Annotated in this window: 17 protein-coding genes; all 17 read right to left on the reverse strand. The window is 70.7% G+C overall.

Annotation, left to right across the window (positions count from 1 at the left end; translation table 11 throughout):
* Window positions 1–77: 77 nt before the first annotated feature.
* The 17 genes from J4G33_RS01365 to J4G33_RS01445 all read right to left on the reverse strand — a co-directional run bounded on the left by J4G33_RS01365 (window position 78) and on the right by J4G33_RS01445 (window position 19,528).
* Window positions 78–887 (reverse strand): hypothetical protein, encoded by an 810-nt coding sequence (locus J4G33_RS01365; RefSeq protein WP_208054099.1) that lies wholly within the window; start codon window positions 885–887, stop codon window positions 78–80.
* Window position 888: 1 nt separating this feature from the next.
* Window positions 889–1,581, reverse strand: a complete 693-nt coding sequence (locus J4G33_RS01370) for a PilN domain-containing protein (RefSeq protein ID WP_208054100.1) — start codon at window positions 1,579–1,581, stop codon at window positions 889–891.
* Window positions 1,578–2,639, reverse strand: coding sequence for a type IV pilus assembly protein PilM (gene pilM, locus J4G33_RS01375; RefSeq protein WP_208054101.1), 1,062 nt, complete (start codon window positions 2,637–2,639; stop codon window positions 1,578–1,580). Before pilM ends, J4G33_RS01370 begins: the two co-directional genes overlap by 4 nt.
* A gap of 134 nt (window positions 2,640–2,773) precedes the next feature.
* On the reverse strand, window positions 2,774–3,595 hold the full coding sequence (locus tag J4G33_RS01380) for a prepilin peptidase (RefSeq protein ID WP_208054102.1): 822 nt from the start codon (window positions 3,593–3,595) through the stop codon (window positions 2,774–2,776).
* A gap of 1 nt (window position 3,596) precedes the next feature.
* Window positions 3,597–5,201: a DNA-directed RNA polymerase subunit beta family protein gene (locus J4G33_RS01385; protein ID WP_208054103.1), complete on the reverse strand. Its 1,605-nt coding sequence runs from the start codon at window positions 5,199–5,201 to the stop codon at window positions 3,597–3,599.
* Window positions 5,198–5,818 carry a PulJ/GspJ family protein gene (locus J4G33_RS01390; protein WP_208054104.1) on the reverse strand — a complete coding sequence of 207 codons (621 nt, stop codon included), beginning with the start codon at window positions 5,816–5,818 and terminating at the stop codon, window positions 5,198–5,200. Before J4G33_RS01390 ends, J4G33_RS01385 begins: the two co-directional genes overlap by 4 nt.
* Window positions 5,819–5,826: 8 nt before the next feature.
* Window positions 5,827–7,671 (reverse strand): Ig-like domain-containing protein, encoded by a 1,845-nt coding sequence (locus tag J4G33_RS01395; protein ID WP_208054105.1) that lies wholly within the window; start codon window positions 7,669–7,671, stop codon window positions 5,827–5,829.
* 118 nt (window positions 7,672–7,789) lie between these two features.
* The gene (locus tag J4G33_RS16940; protein WP_307793646.1) at window positions 7,790–8,248 is read right to left on the reverse strand and encodes a type II secretion system protein; all 459 of its coding nucleotides are present in this window, start codon (window positions 8,246–8,248) and stop codon (window positions 7,790–7,792) included.
* A 174-nt stretch (window positions 8,249–8,422) separates the two neighbouring features.
* Window positions 8,423–9,652, reverse strand: a complete 1,230-nt coding sequence (locus tag J4G33_RS01405; protein WP_208054106.1) for a type II secretion system F family protein — start codon at window positions 9,650–9,652, stop codon at window positions 8,423–8,425.
* Between the two features lies 1 nt (window position 9,653).
* Window positions 9,654–11,315 carry a type IV pilus twitching motility protein PilT gene (locus J4G33_RS01410; RefSeq protein ID WP_208054107.1) on the reverse strand — a complete coding sequence of 554 codons (1,662 nt, stop codon included), beginning with the start codon at window positions 11,313–11,315 and terminating at the stop codon, window positions 9,654–9,656.
* Between the two features lie 127 nt (window positions 11,316–11,442).
* Window positions 11,443–13,116: a GspE/PulE family protein gene (locus tag J4G33_RS01415; RefSeq protein WP_208054108.1), complete on the reverse strand. Its 1,674-nt coding sequence runs from the start codon at window positions 13,114–13,116 to the stop codon at window positions 11,443–11,445.
* Between the two features lie 187 nt (window positions 13,117–13,303).
* On the reverse strand, window positions 13,304–14,233 hold the full coding sequence (locus tag J4G33_RS01420; protein WP_208054109.1) for a shikimate dehydrogenase: 930 nt from the start codon (window positions 14,231–14,233) through the stop codon (window positions 13,304–13,306).
* Window positions 14,230–15,390 (reverse strand): endolytic transglycosylase MltG, encoded by a 1,161-nt coding sequence (mltG, locus tag J4G33_RS17375; RefSeq protein WP_307793647.1) that lies wholly within the window; start codon window positions 15,388–15,390, stop codon window positions 14,230–14,232. The genes J4G33_RS01420 and mltG overlap by 4 nt, the downstream gene beginning before the upstream one ends.
* Window positions 15,391–15,523: 133 nt before the next feature.
* Complete coding sequence (gene ruvX / locus J4G33_RS01430; RefSeq protein WP_208054111.1) at window positions 15,524–16,078, reverse strand: Holliday junction resolvase RuvX; 555 nt, start codon at window positions 16,076–16,078, stop codon at window positions 15,524–15,526.
* A 5-nt stretch (window positions 16,079–16,083) separates the two neighbouring features.
* Window positions 16,084–18,750 carry an alanine--tRNA ligase gene (gene alaS / locus J4G33_RS01435; protein WP_208054112.1) on the reverse strand — a complete coding sequence of 889 codons (2,667 nt, stop codon included), beginning with the start codon at window positions 18,748–18,750 and terminating at the stop codon, window positions 16,084–16,086.
* Window positions 18,751–18,827: 77 nt separating this feature from the next.
* Window positions 18,828–19,166: a hypothetical protein gene (locus J4G33_RS01440; protein ID WP_208054113.1), complete on the reverse strand. Its 339-nt coding sequence runs from the start codon at window positions 19,164–19,166 to the stop codon at window positions 18,828–18,830.
* A complete protein-coding gene (locus tag J4G33_RS01445; protein WP_208054114.1) occupies window positions 19,166–19,528 on the reverse strand; it encodes a DUF948 domain-containing protein in 363 nt (120 codons plus the stop codon). Before J4G33_RS01445 ends, J4G33_RS01440 begins: the two co-directional genes overlap by 1 nt.
* Between the last annotated feature and the right edge of the window lie 59 nt (window positions 19,529–19,587).

The following is a 19,587-nucleotide window of genomic DNA, read 5'->3' on the forward strand; positions in this document are numbered from 1 at the left end:
ACGCACCTCGGCCCGCGTCCGGGCTGCGGACGCGGGCCGAGGTGCCCGGACGGTGCCGACCGAGCCCTTCCTGGGGCTCAGGACCCCGCGACCGGGGAGAAGGGGTTGCGGTCGCTCGAGGGGAGCTCGACCACCGGGTCCTCCGTGGGTTCGTCACCCTCGGCAGGCTCGTCGGCGGGCACCGGCACCGACTCGTCCGTGAGGACGTAGATGTTGCCGTCGATCGTCGCCTCGAGGTCCCCGGCCGCCGTGGCGGGCCGCCCACCCGAGGCCTCGGTGGCCTGCTGGGTGGTCGTGCTGAGCGCCGTGACGAGCAGCAACCGGTCGGTGCCCTGCTGCAGCCCGTCGAGGAAGGCAGTCACGTTCTCGTACGTTCCCACGACGGTCAGGGACACCGGGATGCCCACGAGCCTGGTCGCCGGAGCCGGTTCGGGCTGCGCGCTCTGCGCGTCAGGGTCCGCGGTGATGTCCTCACCCTCTGCCTCGGCGGGCTCCTCGGCCGCGACGGGCGCGGCGGCAGGCGCGGCAGCCGGCAGCTCGAGGGTCGCGGCCGCGCCGGGGCTGACGCCGACGATCGTCACGCCGTGGGTGGTCGCGAGGCCCTGGAGCTCGCGGAGGTACTCCGGCAGGGACGCCGCGACCGGGATCTGCTCCTGCAGGCCAGCCAGCTCGGCCTTGTAGGTGTCGAGCTCGGCGAACTGCTTCTCGAGGGTCGCGAGCTGGAGGCGCAGCGTGTCCTCGCGGGCCCGCTCGTCCTCGATGTAGGTGCGGGTCTCCTGGGTCTCGGCCAGCTTGGGGGTGACGGCGAGGAACCAGGCGCCCACGAGGATCAGCAGGCTCAGCACCACGGTGCCGATGACCCAGGTACGTGCGGAGGAGGTACTCATGTCAGCTGTTCTCCTCGTCGATGAATCGCTGGGCGTAGGCCTCGTCGGTGATCTGCACCGTGCCCGTGAGCTGGTAGTAGACCCCCGACTCGTCAGTGATCTGCGCCGAGCCCAACCACGGGTCGGAGAAGCCGGGCACCTGGGCGAGCTGCTCGAGCCAGTCCGCGGTGTCCGGAAGGGTGAGGGAGCGGGCCGTGAACGTGAGGGTCCCGACGCTGGGCATCTGCAGCGGGTCGATGGGCGCGGCCGCCGGGGAGGTCGGGGTCGCCGCGCTCACGCCGAAGGTGTCGAAGCTGACGCCGGCCGGTGCGGTGGCCGCCACGGCGCGCAGGTACGGGCGCCAGAGCACCTCGGTGGACATCCCGAGCTCGCGGGCCTCGGTGGCCTCCGAGAGCTGGCCGAGGACCCTGGGCACCTCGGCGTACTGGGCCTGCTCGGCCAGGAGCGCCTGGTTGGTGTCCTGCACCTCGGTGAGCTCGTTCTGGGCCTGGGTCGCGGCGAACGAGGCCGACACGAACAGGAGCCCTGCGACGAGGATCACGACCAGCACGGTGATCCCGAGCCAGGTCTTGACCCGGCCGAGCTGTCGACCCGCCCGGACCTCGGGGGGCAGCAGGTTGACCTGGGGCAGCGGGGAGGCACCAGGGACCGCGGCACGCGTGCGCACGGGAGCTGGTGGGGCGGTGGTGGTCACGCGGCAACTCCAAAGGCCAGGCCGACGGGGATCGCCAGCATCGAGCTCGAGGACGGCAGGTTCCGCTCGGCGGCACCGGAGACCTTGAGCGTGGCGAGCGGGTCGCCGAAAGCCACGGGGAGCCTGCTCGCGGTCGACAGGTACTGCCCGAGCCCGGGCAGCAGCCCACCGCCACCGGTGAGCAGAGCCACGTCGATCCCGGCGCCCGGGTTGTTGCCCGCGTAGTAGACGAAGGTGTTGCGGACCGCCTCGACCAGGGTGCGGGTGACCTCGCCCACCGCCGCGGCACCCGCGGAGAGCTCGGGGGCGACCGAGTACCCGACGCCGATCTCGGACTTGAGGCGCTCGGCCTCGGGGCCTGCGATCTGCATCTGGCCGGCCAGCGCGTCGGTGACGTCCTGCCCGCCCGAGGGCAGGGTCCGGGCGAAGCGGGGCACACCCTGCGCGGAGATGATGACGTTGGTCGTACGGGCGCCGACGTCGACGAGGGCGACGACCTTCTCGGCGTTCTCCCCTCGAGCCATGGCACGCAGCAGCGCGAAGGCGTTGAGGTCCACCATCTGGGGGTGCAGGCCCGCGCTCTCCGCGGCCATGACGTTGGACCGCACCGTCTCGCGCGAGGCGGCGACGAGCATGCCCTGCACGGTCCGCCCCGAGGTCCCGACGTACTCGCCCACGGGGTAGTAGTCGAGCAGCGCGTCCTCGACCGGCATCGGCAGGAGCTCCTGCACGTGGAACGGCAACGAGGCCCGCAGCTGGTGCATCGGCAGCCACGGGAGGTCGAGCTCACGCACGATCACCCGCGGGTTGCCCACGCCGAGCACGACGTCCCGGGTGCTGAACTTCGCCCTCCGCCACAGGTCGCGCAGCGCCGACGCCACCGTCTCGGGCTCGGACACCTCGGCGTCCATGACGGCGCCAGCAGGCAGGCCGACCTCGGCGTACCGCACGAGCGTCGGCTGGTGCTTGCCCGTGGGGCCGCCTGGTCCGAACTCGACCTCGGCCGCCCTGACAGCGGTCGAGCCGATGTCGAGACCGACCACTCGCGATTTCGCCATGGATTCTCTCCGCCTCTGATGGTTGTCCAGCACGCATGCAGATTCCTTATCGGTGCAGGCGTGTGCATCCTTGAGGAAAACCACCCGATCGCCTCGGCCGCCGTGGACCCGGCTGCTCGACGGGGCCCCGGGCTCTAGAGGATGAGTCCGAGATAGGCCGACCAGAGCGTGTCGCCCCAGGCGATCCCGATCGCCGCTCCGGCCACCATCCACGGGCCGAACGGGATGCCGGACTTGCGGCCCGCGCGGCCAGCCAGGACGAGACCGACGGCGAAGGCGCCGCCGACGAGGAAGGCCGAGAAGGCTCCGATGACGAGGGCGCCCCAGCCGAGCCATGCGAGACACAGACCCAGCACGCCGGCGAGCTTGACGTCCCCGAACCCCATGCCGCGCGGGTACACCACGAGCAGCAGGAAGTAGAGGAGGAACAGGATGAGGCCGCCGATCCCCGCGCGCAGCAGGCTGCCCCACTCCCCCGTCGCCCAGCTCGCCACCGCCAGGAGCACCACGGTCACACCGTAGGAGGGGAGCACGATGACGTCGGGCAGCCGGTGGACGTCGATGTCGATCACCGTGAGCACCAGGCCGACCGCGGCGAGGTACAGGAAGGCCGGCAGCGCCCACACGCCCGGCGCCTCCACGCCGAAGCGCAGCGACACGAGCACGAAGAGGACCGCAGTGGCGAGCTCGACGAGCGGGTAGCGCCGCGAGATGGGCGCCCCGCAGTCCCGGCAGCGTCCGCGCAGGACCAGCCAGGAGAGGACCGGGATGTTGTCCCGCCGCCGGAGCGCGTGCCCGCACTGGGGGCACGCGCTCGGTGGCGAGACGATCGACTCCCGTCGCGGGACGCGCCACGCCACGACGTTGAGGAAGGAGCCGATGAGCAGGCCGAGCAGCCCGATCAGGACGTGGGCGGCGACGAGCGTCGGCCCGGTCAGGACGGGCAGGTCGGTCATCTCAGGGGATCTCCTGGTATCCGTCCAGGGAGGCCTGGATCGAGGTGGGCGGCGCGTTCCACTTCTGCCCCAGCCCCGAGTTGCACTGCGTCACCGTGATCTTGGACCAGGCGTCGTACTTGTCCCCCAGGGAGATGCAGCGGCCCCAGTGGTCACGGAAGGTGTAGGAGTCACCGTAGTTCCCGGTATTGGCGTAGCGGACCCATTTCTGGTTGTTCGCCGCAGCGTTGCACGCGTTGGTCAGGGTGACGTAGCCACCGTCGACGTTGGGTGAGACCAGGCATCGACGATCAGAGGCACTCCCTCCGTTGCGGACGTAGATCTGCTGCGGAGCAGACACCCCGACCTCGTCCGTCGGTTCTGCGTAGTACCACTTGTGGTTCCAGTTCAGACGAGAGCCCCCCGACGGGTCCTGCTTGCACGGGTAGACGATCATGAAGGCCTTGAGCGGGTCCTGATCCGTGACGTCGAAGCAACGGCCGAACTCGAGGTAGTTGACGATCTGGATCGTCTCGATCCCTGCAGCGCCCGCACCGACACGCGGGTCGGGGTTGAAGGACCCCCACTCGTTGTTGCTCGCAGCCTGGTTCCACACGTACAGGTAGCGCCCGTTGACGACGTCCGATCGCACCCCGCTCGAGAGCCAGAAGTTGCTGTACCCGCCCGAGATGGGGTTCTGCTGACCGCGCCAGATCGCACCGCCCTCCCAGCTGAACAGCTGGTTCCATCGTGACGAGGACGTGTCGGGTACGCACACCTGCAGGGTCGCGAGCACAGGCGTCGCGCCGTTCGGGGTACCGGTCACGCACAAGGGCTCCTGGCCCGTGCCGGGGACGGTCGTGCTCGCCAGCTTGATCCGGTAGTCCTTGGCGTAGAGCCAGAGCTGGTGCACGTCATCCGTCCCGCAGGTCACCGACGGGACGTACTTGACCAGGGCGCCGACCGTCGCCGACTCGGCCTCGAGGCAGAAGCGGTCGGGGGTGTAGGCCGGCCGCCTGTCGTAGCTGTAGATCAGCCCGCCCGGGATGTTGTTGTTGGTGATCTGGAACTCGTAGACCACCTGGACGGTGCGGTCCCCCGCGCCGGCCGCCATACCGGCGACCCCTTCGCCCAGACCCTCCGAGGTCACCAGGGCGTAGGTGGGATCCCCCGTGGGTCCCGACCCCGGGGTGCAGCCCATCGCGTTGCTCGCGAGCCATGACTCGCTGCGTCCCGTGGGGCTCTCGAGGTAGTACCGGATCGTCGCGGCGTACCGCAGACCGTCGTCCGCGCCGCCGACCGGCCCCTCGGCGGTGCAGGGCAGCTTGTTGGTGTCTCCGTAGACGGTGTTGGTCACGTCAGGAGCTGAGTCCGCGGTGCGGATCTGCCCGACGACGGCGTTCACCCCGGCCTCTGCGGCGAAGACCGTCTGGCTGCTCGTCCGGGCGAAGGAGGTCGGCACGAGCTGGGAGAGCAGGACCCCGAGCAGGAGGATGCTGAGCATGGCTGTGAGCATGATGGCGATCAGGGTCGTCACCATCGCCATGCCGGAGTCGTCGCGCCGCAGAGCCCGGCCCATCCCCGCGCACCGCGCAGCACGGGCGGCGGGGGTCGTCAGAGTGATCACGGTCGCTCCAGGAGGTTGGTGCACACAGAGGTCTCGGTCGAGGCCGCGCCGCTGTTCCGGGCGACGAAGACCGTGCTGATGTCGGCACCGGGTTGGGCGTCGTCGCCGCCCTCCCCGAGACCGGCGTCGAGGGACACGGCGAGCTGCTGACGGCTCCGTCCGCCACCGACCGGGTACAGGGTGAACGGGGGGTGCGTCGTGAGGTCGTTGCGGATCTCGGTCGCGACGGTGCTCCAGCTGCTGCGGGTCGCCGACGGAGTCTCCCGCCAGGTGCGCTGCTGCAGGACCCGGTTGGTGGGGTCCACCCGCCACTGGGTGCACAGCGGGGCGAGCCCGTTCGGCTGCGCCTCGGTCCGGAACTCGACGTAGTGAGCCCCGCTGGCACCGACGCCGGGGAGGTTCACCGCGGAGGCGTACCGGATCTGACGGTCCATCGTCTGGAAGGCGCGCCGGACGGAGTCCCCCGCCGCGGTGATGTCCTGCGCCCGGGACGTGCTGCGGGTCATGGTGATGAGCCCGCCGAAGAACACCGCGAGGACGACGGTGAAGATGCCCATCGACACCAGCAGCTCGATGAGGGTCATGCCCTCGTCACGCGCGCGGAGGCGCCTGCGCATACCGCTCATCAGGGTCTCCGGAAGCTGTAGGTCACGGTCACCGTCTCGGAGCGCAGCTGCGACAGCGCACCGCTGCCCTCCAGGTAGTAGGTGAAGGAGCAGTTCCGCTGCGCCCCACCCTGCGGGATGGTCGGCAGCACCACCTGGATCTCCCCCTGGGCGAGGCGTGCCTGGGTGGGGAACGTGCCGCAGTCGGCAGGGACGGGCGGCGAGGTACGCACCGTGACGGCCGAGGCCGTCGTGTAGACGCTCGGGGCGTCGTTGAGCCCCACTGCGAAGCCGGTCGTCTGGTTGTGGTTGCGCACCGGGAACACATCGGGGCGCGCGACCGGGACCACCCGCAGGGTCACCGTCTTCGGGTCCGAGGTCGCCCCACCCTCACGCGACACCACGTACCGGAAGGTGTACTCACCGACGACGTTGAGCATGGGGCTGAACTCGACGTTCGCCCCCCGGTTGCTGGTCCCCGCTGCTGTCGTCTGGGTGTAGGGGACCCCGTCCACCCGAAGGCTTCCTGCGGCAGGTCGAGGGCCCGTGATCGTGATGCCGACCCGGGACCTGTCGTCGACCCCGGTGAGCAGGGTCTCCGTCAGGGAGGTCCACACGTCGGCGGTCGACGACCGCGCATTCATCACGATGGTGTGGTCCTGGGTGTTGAGCGAGTCGATCAGGATGGTCACCCGTGCCGGCTCGCTGACCTGACCGGAGGCGTCGGTGTAGGTGTACATGAAGGAGTCCGTCCCGGTCGGGACGCTCGGGGTGTACGTCACCGTGAGGCCCGAGACGGCGACGGTGCCGCTCGTCGGCGCGGAGGAGATCTGGATGCTCGCGGGGGTGCCGTTGTCGTTCGCGAGGAGGTTGAGGGTTGTGCCGACCCCGGAGCGCACCTGGTAGGAGTCGTTCGCGGCGAGCGGCTTGACCGAGACGCGGACCGTCGCCGGGTCCGACTGCCTGCCGGCACGGTCCTTGATCCGGTAGGTGAAGGGGTAGATCCCCGAGCCCGTCGCCGGGGCCCGGTAGGTGACGACCCCGTTGCTGGCCACCGAGACGGTGCCCTGTCCCGCAGCCGGGTACGTCATCAGGAGGACCGGGTTCGAGGTCACCGGCCCGATGACGTCGTTGTCGAGCACGGGGATCGCGATGGTCTCGCCGTGCAGCGCGTCGGCGAAGTCCTCCACCGCGATGGGGTCGACGACCTGGTTCCAGGTCAGGTCCGAGGAGCGGTCGATCAGACCGCTCAGCTGGTAGGTGCACACGCCGCTGGTGCACTCCCCCGCCGTCGGTGCCCAGGTGACCACCGTGATGACACGGAGCAGGCGGATCATGCCTGCCGGCGTGCTGTCCTCCGGGAGGACGCTCGCCACGCTGGGCAGGGTCGTGCACGGCTGGTCGGGGGCGAGGACGTCGCCCTTGCGGTAGCAGACACCGACCAGCGTGGTGGCGAGGTACTTCTGACCGGAGTGCGTGTACTCGTCTTCGATCGGCACGGCCGCGTTGTTTGAGTTAGTCAGGCTCAGGGACGGGTCCCAGATCGGGTAGGTGTCGTCGAGCCCCTCAGCGCCAGCTGCTTCGAGGCGGTTCCATGCCGCCTCGACGTCCGCCTGGCGGCGCCCGGCGGCCAGGGCCGAGCTCGTCGTCCCGAGGCTCGCGACCGGGTTGACCGCGTAGGCCCGCTCCATGGCCTCGTTGGCGACCGCAACCGCGTTCTGGGACCGCTGCAGGTGGCTCGTGGTGCGGGTGCCCTCGATGAAGAAGTACAGCGCTGCCGTGGCGACGATCCCCAGCAGGACGAGCGAGACGATGACCTCGATCAGCGTGAAGCCGGCGTCGGCGGGTGCGCGCCGGTCTCGCATGCAGCGGTTCATCGTCCGTCCTTCACTGGATGTGACAGGCCTGTCGACCGAGTCTTCTTCCGTACGCCGGATGGGCCGGGGCCGCATGTGTGGCCCCGGCCCATCCGTACCTGTCAGATCAGGGAGCGGTGCAAGGGGCGCTGCCCAGGCCCCCGGTCAGGCTGTTGTAGGTGATGACCGTGCTCGCCGTGGTCGACGAGGCGTTGCCGTCCGGGTTGGTGCCACGCAGGCAGTAGCCCCCGCTGAGCGCGGTGTAGGTCACGGTGTTGCCCGAGCTGATCGCAACCGAGGTGGGCGTTGCACCGGTTCCGGGCGGCGTCAGGGTGACGTCGGCGCCGGAAGCACCGCCGCCGAAGGTCGGGTAGGCCTGGTGGTCGACGTAGATGGTCTCGACCGAGGTGGCGATGGTGCGCAGGTCGGACTTGATCGAGGCGTCGACCGCCGACTTGCGCTGGTTGAGGAAGACCGGGATCGCGATCGCCGCGAGGATGCCGATGATGATCATGACGACGAGGAGCTCGATCAGGGTGAAGCCCTGGTCCTTCTCCTCGATGGACTTGCGGATGCGAGCAATCACGAGATGCTCTCCTTCGGTGTCAGGACGAATGGTGTGAGGAATCGGGCCAGCCGATTCAGGCCTGCGGGGTACTGCGCTTCCTGCCTTGCATGTCCTTCATCGGGCGCAGGACTGGCCACCTTGAGCGGTTCTGGCCGTTTCGCCAGATCTTCACCCGATAGGCCGAGCGAGTGGCTAGCCGATGAGCTCGAAGATGTTGAAGATGGGCAGGTACAGCGCGATGATCATGGTCCCGACGATGCCACCGAGCACGGCGATCATGATGGGCTCGATCATGGCCGTGAGCTGCTCCGTGGTGGCCTCGACCTCTTGGTCGTAGAAGTCGGCGATCTTGGCCAGCATCGTGTCCAGGGCGCCCGTGTCCTCACCGACGGCCATCATCTGCACCACCATGGCCGGGAAGACGCTGTGCTGAGACAGGGGACCCGTGAGGGACTCACCGCTGCGCACGGACTCCTGGATGTCCCGGGTGGCGCGCTCGATGACGATGTTGCCGCTCGTCGCCCCGACGATGTTGAGGGCCTGCAGGATCGGCACACCGGCGTGGATCATGGTGCCGAAGTTGCGGGAGAAACGGGCGACAGCGATCTTCTGGAAGAGCTTGCCGAAGATCGGTGCTCTCAGCTTCCACGGGTCGACCTTCTCCCGCACGGACTGCTTGTGCTTGTTCTTGCTCCACCAGACCGCGAAGAGCACCAGGCCGACGAGGATGATCGGACCACCGATCTTCATCCACTCCGACAGCACCACGAGGATCTGGGTGGGCAACGGAAGGGTGCCACCGAGGTTCGCGAACATGTTCGCGAAGATGGGCACGATGAACAGCAGCATGCCGACCACGGCGAGAATCGCGATGATGAACACGACCACGGGGTAGGTCATCGCGGACTTGACCTTGCCGCGCAGCTTGACCTCGGACTCGAAGTTCTCCGCGATGGAGACCAGCACCCGGTCGAGGAACCCCCCCACCTCGCCGGCCTTGATCATGTTGACCATGAGCGGCGGGAAGACCGCAGGGTGCTTCTGCAGCGCCACCGACAGGGCGATCCCGGTCTCGACGTCGCTGCGGACCTGGGCCACCACCTTGGCGAGCGGCTTGCTCTCGGTCTGGTCCGCGAGGATCGACAGCGCCCGCAGGATCGACAGACCCGAGTCGATCATCGTCGACAGCTGCCGGGACAGGATCGCCAGGTCCTTGAGGGTGATCCGGTCGGACATGCCCGGGATCTTGATCTCGGTCTGCAGCCCGCCCGTGCTGACCTCGTTGAGGGAGATGGGCGCCATGCCCATGGTGCGCAGACGCGTCACCACCGCGGCCTGGCTGCTGGCCTCGATCCGGCCCTTGACGATCTTGCCGCCGTTGTCGCGGACGGCGTACTCGAAGACCTTGGTCTCCGTGGCCATGTCAGGCTCCCATCCCGGCGTAGCCGGCCGAGGTCGGATCGGCCTGCATGGCCGCGGTCATGCCCTGGCCCACGCTCGAGCTACGGCCCACGAGGCGGTTGAAGTCCTCCACGTGGTGGCACTTCTCGAGGCCGGCCTCGTAGGTGATCTTGTTCGCACGCACCAGGTCCGCGATGTGCTGATCCATGGTGTGCATGCCGAGCTTCGCGCCGGCCTGCATCGCCGAGTAGACCTGGTGGGTCTTGCCCTCGCGGATGAGGTTGCGGATCGCGGGGGTCGCGATCATGACCTCGGTGGCGACCGCCCGCCCTCCCCCGACCCGCTTGCACAGGGTCTGGCAGACGACGCCCTGCAGCGCGCTGGCCAGCTGGGTGCGCACCTGAGACTGCTGGTGGGAGGGGAACACGTCGATCACACGGTCGATGGTCTGGGCGGCGTCCTGCGTGTGGAGGGTCGCGAAGACCAGGTGGCCGGTCTCGGCGGCCGTGAGGGCGACCGAGATCGTCTCCAGGTCACGCATCTCACCGACCATGATGATGTCGGGGTCCTGCCGCAGCACGTGCTTGAGGGCGTTGGCGAAGGACAGGGTGTCCGCCCCGACCTCACGCTGGTTGATCAGCGACTTCTTGTGGCGGTGCAGGAACTCGATCGGATCCTCGACCGTCATGATGTGGTCGTTGCGGGTCCGGTTGGCGAGGTCGACGATGGCCGCCAGGGTCGTCGACTTGCCCGACCCGGTCGGGCCGGTCACGAGGACCAGACCGCGGGGCAGCCCCGCGAAGTTCGCCACCGACGCTGGCACGCCCAGGGTGTCGAGCGGCTTGATCTCGTACGGGATCATGCGGAACGCCGCGCCGACCGAGTCGCGCTGCTTGTACATGTTGACGCGGAAGCGCGAGACCCCGCGGACGGCGTACGCGAAGTCGAGCTCGAGGTGCTGCTCGAAGGTCTCGCGCTGCTTCTGGCTCAGGACCGCGTAGAGGCTGCGCTGCAGCGACTCGGCCAGCAGCACCGGGAAGTCCTCGAGCGGCCGCAGACCGCCGTCGCGCCGGACCATGGGCTGGGCGCCGGAGGTGAGGTGGAGGTCGGACGCCCCCAGGTCGATCATCACCCGCAGGGCGTGGTCCAGGTCCAGGTCCCCCTCGTGCACGACCTGGGCGAGGCCGACGCGGGCACTGCGCTCGGGCCCGCGGCCGGCGGCCGGGGGCCGCGGCGGCGTGCCGGGGGCGGAGGTCGGCCCGGTCGGACCGCCCTGGGACGGGGGGCCACCCGGAGACCTGGTCTGCTGAGTCGCGGGGGCCGTCTGCTGCTGAGGCGGCCTGGGGGGATGCGCGGCGTAGCCCTGCTGCTGCGTCGGCTGCTGAGGTGCCTGCTGCGCCGATGCCGGCGCGGGGTGGGCGAGCTGGGAGACACCGGGCTGCTGACCCGCGTGCGCCGCCTGGGCCGCCTGCGCTGCGCGGCGTCCCTGCAGCGGCGCGGCCTGTGGCGCGGCAGCCAGCGGCGCCGCCGCGGGTGCACCCGCACCCGGGCCGGGCTGGGCTGGATAGGCCGTGGGGAGCTGCGTCGGGGCGAACGGCCGCGCCGGCGCGGGACCGGAGGACGGGGTCTGCGCGGTCGGCGGGCGCTGGGCCTCGCCGTCCGTCGACGGGTAGTAGTCGTTCACAGCACTGGCCTCCGGTCGCGGCGCTCCAGCACAGAGCGCTCCGTCGTCTTATCGACCATGGGCCCGGTCCTCTTGAGGAGAAGAACGGACTGATCCACGGCTCGTCCTGGTCGGTGCGTCCGTCGCGTCAGGCGACGACGCGCAGGATCTCCTCCACGGAGGTGTCGCCGAGCAGCACCTTGGTCCAGCCGTCGTCGCGCAGCGAGATCATGCCCTGCTCGCGTGCGGTGCGGGAGATGTCCGCCGCCGAGGAGTGCGCCACGGCATGGCGCTCGATGTCCTCGGTCACGCGCATCACCTCGTGCACCGCCAGCCGACCGCGGTAGCCCGTGCCTGAGCACGAGGAGCACCCGTGAGGACGGTGCAACGTGGGGATCTCCTCACCGGGGCTCCACGGGAAGCGCGCAGCGATGAGCTCGACCTCGCTCGGTACGTACGGCTCCTTGCACTTCTTGCAGAGTCGCCTGGCGAGGCGCTGGGCGACCACGCAGTCGAGCGCCGACCCGACGAGGAAGGGCTCGATGCCCATCTCGACGAGCCGGGTGACGGCGCTGGGTGCGTCGTTGGTGTGCAGGGTCGAGAGCACGAGGTGGCCCGTGAGGGCGGCCTCGATCGCGATCTGAGCTGTCTCGTGGTCACGGATCTCACCGAGGAGGACCACGTCCGGGTCCGACCGCAGGATCGACCTCAGCGCCCCCGAGAAGGTCAGTCCTGCCTTGGGGTTGACCTGGACCTGATTGATGCCCGGGAGGCGGTACTCGACCGGGTCCTCGACCGTGATGACGTTGATCTCGGGGCGGGACACCGCGTTGAGGGTCGCGTACAGGGTGGTCGACTTGCCCGAGCCCGTCGGGCCCGTCACGAGGATCATCCCGTAGGGCTTGCTGTACGACTCGGAGTACGTCTCGAGGTTGTCCTCGAGGAAGGAGAGGTCCCGCAGGTCCAGGCTCGCGGTGGAGTTGTCGAGGATTCTCATGACGACCTTCTCGCCCCACACCGTCGGCAGGGTCGCCACGCGCAGGTCGATCTTGCGGCCGTTGTGCGTGACCGACATGCGGCCGTCCTGGGGCTTGCGGCGCTCGGCGATGTCGATGTCGCTCATGATCTTCAGCCGGGAGATCACGCCGCCCTGGATCTGCTTGGGTGAGCGCTGCATCTCGTGCAGCACGCCATCGATCCGGTACCGGACCCGCAGGTCGTTCTCGGCGGGCTCGATGTGGATGTCCGAGGCTCGGTCCTGGATGGCCTGCGTCACGAGCAGGTTGACGAACCGCACGATGGGGGCGTCGTCGTCTCCGTGATCGCTCAGGCCCGACAGGTCGTCGAGGGGCTGAGGCTCACTGCTCTCGAAAGCAGAGGTCAGGTCGTCGATCTCGTCGTCCGCGCGGCAGTACCGGTCGATGGCCTGGATCACGTCGTCGTGGGTCGCGATCACGGGGTGGACAGGGACCCCGGCCGCGGTGCGGATGTCGTCGACCGCCAGGACGTTCCCCGGGTCGGCCATCGCGAGGATGAGGTGCCCGTCCAGCAGGGAGACCGGCAGCACCGTGTACCGCCGGCACATCGATCCGGGCACGAGGGACACCGCGTTGCGGTCCACCGGGTACTCGGCGAGCTCGACGAAGTCCATGCCGACCTGGGAGGCGAGCGCCTGAACGAGCTGGGACTCGCTGAGCATCCCGATCTCGACCAGGACACGCCCGAGGGACTCCCCGCGCTCGGCCTGCTCGTCCAGGGCCGCCATGAGCTGGCCCTCGGTCACGAAGCCTTGGTCGAGCAGGATGTCACCGAGGTGCTTCACGGAAGTCCTTCCCCAGGGCCGTGCCGCCACTCCCTCCGGGGGTAGGGGGGCCGCATGTGTCAGACCACCTATCGGCAGGACAGGCCCTGGTCTAAAGGACTCGTCGGGCCCTCTTCCCTCGGCACCCCTGCTCCCCGGGCGCGTTCGTCAGCCCTCGTCGCGGACCACGAGCCCCGACGGGAGCGCCTCACGCCAGGGCCACGCCCAGCGCCGCGTCCATGGCCCCGACCGGCGCCGGGCGCCCGGTCATGAGCCGCACCTGCTCGGTCGCCTGGTGCAGGAGCATGCGCTCCCCGCCCACAACCGTGCCGCCGGCGGCCTGCCACGCGGCACCCAGGGCCGTCGGGCGCGGGTCGTAGGCGCAGTCGAGCAGCACCCCGAGCCGGTCCTGGGCGCCGTCCTCCGGGACGTCGGCCTCGCGGCCCTGCTCCCCCAGCTCCGAGGCGATCTCGTCCGCGGCCCGGGGCGGGAGGGTCGAGACCACGACGTCGGCCGTCCGCATCGCGGTCAGCAGCCGGTCCCAGGGCTCGAGGGTGAGGAACTGCGGCTCGACGCCCATGCGGTGGGCCGCGCGCATGGCGGCCCCGGCTCGCGCCATCGAGCGCACGTGCACCTGGGCCGTGGTGCAGCCGAGCTGGGCGAGGGCGGCCAGGGTCGAGGCCGCCGTCGCCCCGGCGCCGATGACCACCGCGGATCGCACCGGACCGGAGTCCCCGCGGGTCACGCGCCCCTCGCTGAGGGCTGCGACCAGCCCGTGCACGTCGGTGTTGGCCCCGACGAGGACCGGACGGTCCCCGGCCCCGGCCTGCACGAGCACCGTGTTGACCGCCCCGACCACCTCGGCGAGCGGCTCGACGTGGTCGAGCAGCCCGAGGACCGTCTTCTTGAGCGGCATCGTCAGGCTCAGCCCCGCCCAGGAGCGGTCCAGGTCCGCGAGGACCGTCGGCAGGGCCTCCTCGGTGACGTCGAGCCGGTCGTACCGCCAGCCCTCGAGCCCCAGGGCCGCGTAGGCGGCACCGTGCAGCACCGGGGAGAGCGAGTGCGTGACGGGATGCCCCAGCACCGCGGCTCGCCGCCCCCGGGGCGTCGGGCTGGCGTCGACCGCTCGGTCCGTCACCCCTGCTCGGCCTGCCACTGCCGCAGCTCGGCCACGTTCCGCTGGTGCTCCTCGTAGGTCTCGGCGAACTTGGTCTCACCGGTGTCCAGGTTGACCGTCGCCCAGAAGATCCACGGGCCGTCCGCGGGTGAGAGCACCGCGTCGATCGAGGCCTCGCCCGGGGAGGCGATGGGCGTGGGCGGGAGCCCGCTGTGCGCATACGTGTTGTAGGGGTTGTCCGTCGCGTCCGAGCTGATGTCGGCCGAGGTGAGCTCGGTCCCGGACTTGTTCAGGCCGTACGCGACCGCCGCGTCGATCTGCAGCGGCATCTCGCGGTCGAGGCGGTTCTCGATCGCCCGAGCCATCTGCGGGCTGGCCTCGGCGTTGGGCGACTCGCGCTCGACCAGGGACGCCTTGGTCAGGACAGCCTGCCGGTCGCCCTCGGGGACCTCGCGCTCGTCGAGCACCCGGACGGTCTGCCTGACCATCGCGGCGATCATCTCGACGGGCTCCGTGCCCGGCTCGTAGGTGTAGGTCAGGGGGAACAGCCACCCCTCGTAGCTGCCGCCGGCCGCATCGGGCAGGCCGGTCGCCGCGGTGTCCTCGAGGGCCGTCTCGAAGTCCTCGACGCTCACCCCGGTGACCGAGGACAGGCGCTCCAGGATCTGGTCGACCCGCTGGCCCTCGGGGATGGTCACCTGGGTCTGGACGCGGTTCTCGGCGTTGAGCAAGGCGGTGACCGCGTCGGCCGCGGGCATCTCCAGCAGCAGCCGGTACGTGCCGGGCTGGATCCCCGCGGCGTCGGGATTGGCCGCGAAGGCACTGGTGAAGGCGCCCGTGCTGGCCACGACCCCGGCCTCCTCGAGGGCCGTCGCCATCTGGACCCCGGTCGCCCCGGCGGGGATGGAGACCTCGGCGCTGCCGTGGCCCGGTCCGGCGTAGTCGGTGATCTCCTGCTCGCCACCGCGCAGGTCGGTGATGACCGGCAGGGCGTACTCGACCACGGCGTAGGCGGCCCCACCCAGCAGGCCGAGGGAGACCACCAGCGCGATCACGTTGCGCACCCGGCGCTTGCGACGCTTGCGGGCTCGCTCCTCACGGCTCGCGCGTCGGTCCGAGCGGCGGCTGGGCCCCGAGGCCTCGGGCCTGATCACCTCGTCGAGGAACACGTCGTTCACAGCCCAGCCTCCTGTCGCGCGACTCCCGGCCAGCGTGCCATCGCTCGGTCCTCCCGTACGTCCGTGTCTACCTGCGCGCCCCCGCAGTGCTCTGGCCAGACGGGCCCGTGCCCGTCCTGGCCGGTGTCCAGCCCTACGTCCCCGACCGCGCCGGGGCCCCCTCGGAGGGTGGGTCGCTGGTGACCAGCTCCCCGCTCCGTGCCCCCGTCGTACGTTCCGCATCCATCGCTGACTGCAGGATCACCACCGCGGCCGCCTGGTCGACGACCGCACGGTGGCGACGCCCGGACCTTCCGGCCGCATGCAGCGCCTGATGGGCGGAGACCGTGCTCAACCGCTCGTCCACCAGCCGCACCGGCACCGGTGCGACGGCGTGCGCCAGCACCCCAGCGTACGTGCGCGCCGCCTGGGATGCCGAACCCTCGGCCCCAGACAGGTGCCTCGGCAGACCGACATACACCACGGCGGCACTCCGCTCCCGCACGATCGCCGCGACCTGCAGGACGTCGGTGGAGGCAGGTCCGGGCTCGCCCTCGCCGCGTCGGACGGTCTCGACGGGCGTCGCGACGAGTCCGTCGGGGTCGCTCGCCGCGACACCCACCCGGACCGAGCCGACGTCGACGCCGACCCGGACACCCCGCCCGACACCGACCTGTCCCGGCCCGTTCCCCGACTCCCTGACGTCCACCGGGCTCACCCCTGGGCGACCGCTGACCGGACGGCCTCGAGGGCCGCAGGCAGGGCCGAGGCATCGGTGCCGCCCCCCTGGGCGACGTCGTCCTTGCCGCCCCCGCCCCCGCCGAGGGCGGTCGCGGCCAGCTTGGCGAGGGCACCGGCCCGCAGGCCGCTCTCCCGGGCACCGGCGTTCGTCGCGACGAGGACCACCGGGCGGTCCTTGGCCACGCCACCGAGAGCGACCAGCGCAGGCTCCTCGCCCAGCCGGCCCCGCACGTCGAGAGCGAGGGTGCGCAGGTCGTCGACCGACGCGACCGTGCCGACCTCGTGGGTCACGAGGCGCGCCGGGCCGACACGGGCCGCACCCTCGGCGAGCCCGGCCGCGGCCTGGAGCAGCTGCCCCTGGCGGAGTCCGGCGAGCTCCTTCTCGGCCTCGCGCAGCCGCGAAACCACGCCAGCCACCCGCTCGGGCAGCTCCTCGGGCCGGACCTTGAGGGTCTCGGTCAAGGTGGAGACCAGGGCCCGCTCGCGGGCGAGCTGGTGGAAGGCCTCGAGGCCGACCAACGCCTCGACGCGGCGTGCGCCTGAGCCCACCGAGGACTCGCCCGTCAGCGCCACGATCCCGATCTGGCTCGAGTGGTCGACGTGGGTGCCGCCGCACAGCTCGCGGGACCAGGGCCCACCGATCTCGACGACCCGGACCTCCTCGTCGTAGGTCTCGCCGAAGAGCGCGATGGCCCCCCACTCCCTGGCCTCGGGCAGGGGCATGTACTGCCAGCTGACGCCGAGGTCCTGCCGGATGGCCCGGTTGGCCACCTCCTCGACCTCGCTGCGCGTGGCGGGAGAGAGAGCCTGGTTCCAGGCGAAGTCGAGCCGCAGGTACCCAGGCTTGTTGTAGGAGCCGGACTGCAGCGCGTCCGGGCCCAGCACCTCGCGCAGGGCGGCGTGCACCACGTGGGTGCCCGAGTGCGCCTGACGCGCGCCGAGGCGCCACTCGGGGTCGACCTGCGCGAGGGCCTCAGCCCCCGCACGCACCTCCCCCTCGAGCACCCGCACGGTGTGCACGACGAGGCCCTTGATCGGGCGCTGCACGTCGAGGACCTCGAGCCGGGCGCCGTCCGCGGTGATGAGACCCGCGTCGGACTCCTGACCGCCGGACTCGGCGTAGAAGGGGGTCCGGTCCAGCACGAGGTCGACGGTCTCGCCCTGCTGGGCCACGGAGACCAGGACGCCGTCGCGGACCAGCCCGCGGACCGTCGACGAGGTGGAGAGCTCGGTGTAGCCCGTGAACTCGGTGGCCCCCGGCTCGCGCAGCTCGCGCAGCGCCGTCGAGGAGGCGTGCGCCCCCTTCTTGGCCTTGGCATCGGCCCGGGCGCGCTCGCGCTGGGCGGTCATCAGGTCACGGAAACCCTGCTCGTCGACCGTGAGGCCCTGCTCGGCGGCCATCTCGAGGGTCAGGTCGATCGGGAAGCCGTAGGTGTCGTGGAGGGCGAAGGCCTGGTCCCCCGCGAGGGTGCTGCCTCCCGAGGACTTCACCTGGGCCACCGCGGTGTCGAGGATGGTGGTCCCCGAGACGAGGGTGCGGCGGAAGGCGTCCTCCTCGCCGTAGGCGATGCGCGAGATCCGGTCGTAGTCGGCAGCCACCTCGGGGTACGACGCGGCCATCGCGTCGCGCGAGACCGGCAGGAGGTGCGGCAGGGCCGGCTCGTCGACGCCGAGCAGGCGCATCGACCGGACCGAACGGCGCAGCAGGCGTCGCAGCACGTACCCACGACCCTCGTTGGACGGGGACACGCCGTCACCGATGAGCATCAGGGAGGAGCGTACGTGGTCCGCGACCACGCGCAGCCGCACGTCGTCCTCGCCGCTCGCCCCGTAGCGCCGGCCGCTCATCTCCTCGGCCGCGGCGATCACGGGGTAGACCTCGTCGATCTCGTACATGTTCTGCTTGCCCTGCAGCAGGAAGGCGATCCGCTCGAGGCCCGCGCCGGTGTCGATGGCCTTCTGGTCCAGCTCGCCGAGGAGCGGGTAGTCCTTGCCGCTGCCCTCGCCGCGCAGGAACTGGTCGAAGACGAGGTTCCAGTACTCGAGGTAGCGGTCGCCGCCCGGGTCGACCGAACCCCCCTCGGCCTCGGGGCCGTACTCGGGCCCACGGTCGTAGTGCAGCTCGGCGCAGGGCCCGGCCGGTCCGGGCTGCCCGGTGTCCCAGAAGTTCTCCTCGCGCGGCAGACGCACGACGTGCCGCGGGTCGACACCGATCTCACGGGTCAGGACGTCGTAGGACTCGGTGTCCTGGTCCCAGAGGGTGACCCAGATGCGGTCGCCGTCGAGACCGTACCCGCCACGCTCCTGGGGAGCAGTCGACAGCTCCCAGGCGTAGCGGATCGCCCCGGCCTTGAAGTAGTCGCCGAAGGAGAAGTTCCCGTTCATCTGGAAGAACGTGCCGTGCCGCGCAGTGCGCCCGACGTTCTCGATGTCGTTGGTGCGGATGCACTTCTGCACGCTCGCAGCGCGGGGCCACGGGGCCTTCTGCGTGCCCAGGATGTACGGGATGAACGGCACCATCCCGGCGATCGTGAAGAGGATCGACGGGTCGGGCGAGATGAGCGAGGCGCTCGGGACGACGGCGTGCTCGCGCTCCCCGAAGTAGTCGAGCCAACGTCGTCGGATCTCGGCGGTCCGCATGGTGTCCTCACTCCGCAGGGAAGGTCCGGGCCGGGCCCGGGGTCAGGGTCGTGGGCGCACGCGGGGCGTGCGCGGGGTCAGAACTCGTACAGGGGCTCGTCGGTCAGGTCCTCGGCCGGGCGACCCGACGCCCCGGGCCGGCGCTGGCCCGACGTCCGGCCACGGCCGAAGACCGCACCGGCGTCCCCGGACTCGGGGGTCACCAGCAGCTGGTCGACCAGCTCGGCCTCACGGGTGGCACGTGCTGTCCGGAAGCGGGTCGCGGCGTCGCGCAGCGCCGAGGAGGTCGCGTCTCCCGCCGCCTCGACCTGGTCGGCCAGGCCTGCCGGGGAGTAGCGCCGCGCCGCACGCTCGAGGCGACGGGCGAGGAGCACGGCTCCGGTGGCCCCGACGCCGACCCAGAACAGCCGACGCATCAGCCCTTGACCTTCGCGGCCAGGCCTCCGAGCGCCTCACGGACGCCGTAGGAGAACGCTGCGACCTTGATCAGCGGGCCACCGACCGTGGCCGAGACCAGCGCGGTCAGGGCCGAGAGGTTCTGGCTGATCTCGGCGGCCGAGGTGGTCATGGCGTCCACCTTGACCAGCTGGGCGTTGGTCGTCGCGACCGTGGTCGCGGTCTCGTCGAGCACCGGCACGGTGTGGTCGGTGATCTCCTTGACCGTGGTGCGGGCCTCGTCGAAGACCTGGGACAGCCGGAACAGGGGCAGGGCGAGGAACCCGACGAGGGCGACGAACGCGATCGCCGCGATCAGTCCGGCGACGTCTCCGAGGGACATCCGTGAGCTCCTTCTGTGGCTGTGACGCGGTGGACGTGCTGACCCTACCGGGCCGCGTT

The sequence above is a fragment of the Actinotalea soli genome (assembly GCF_017565425.1).
GTDB lineage: Bacteria > Actinomycetota > Actinomycetes > Actinomycetales > Cellulomonadaceae > Actinotalea > Actinotalea soli.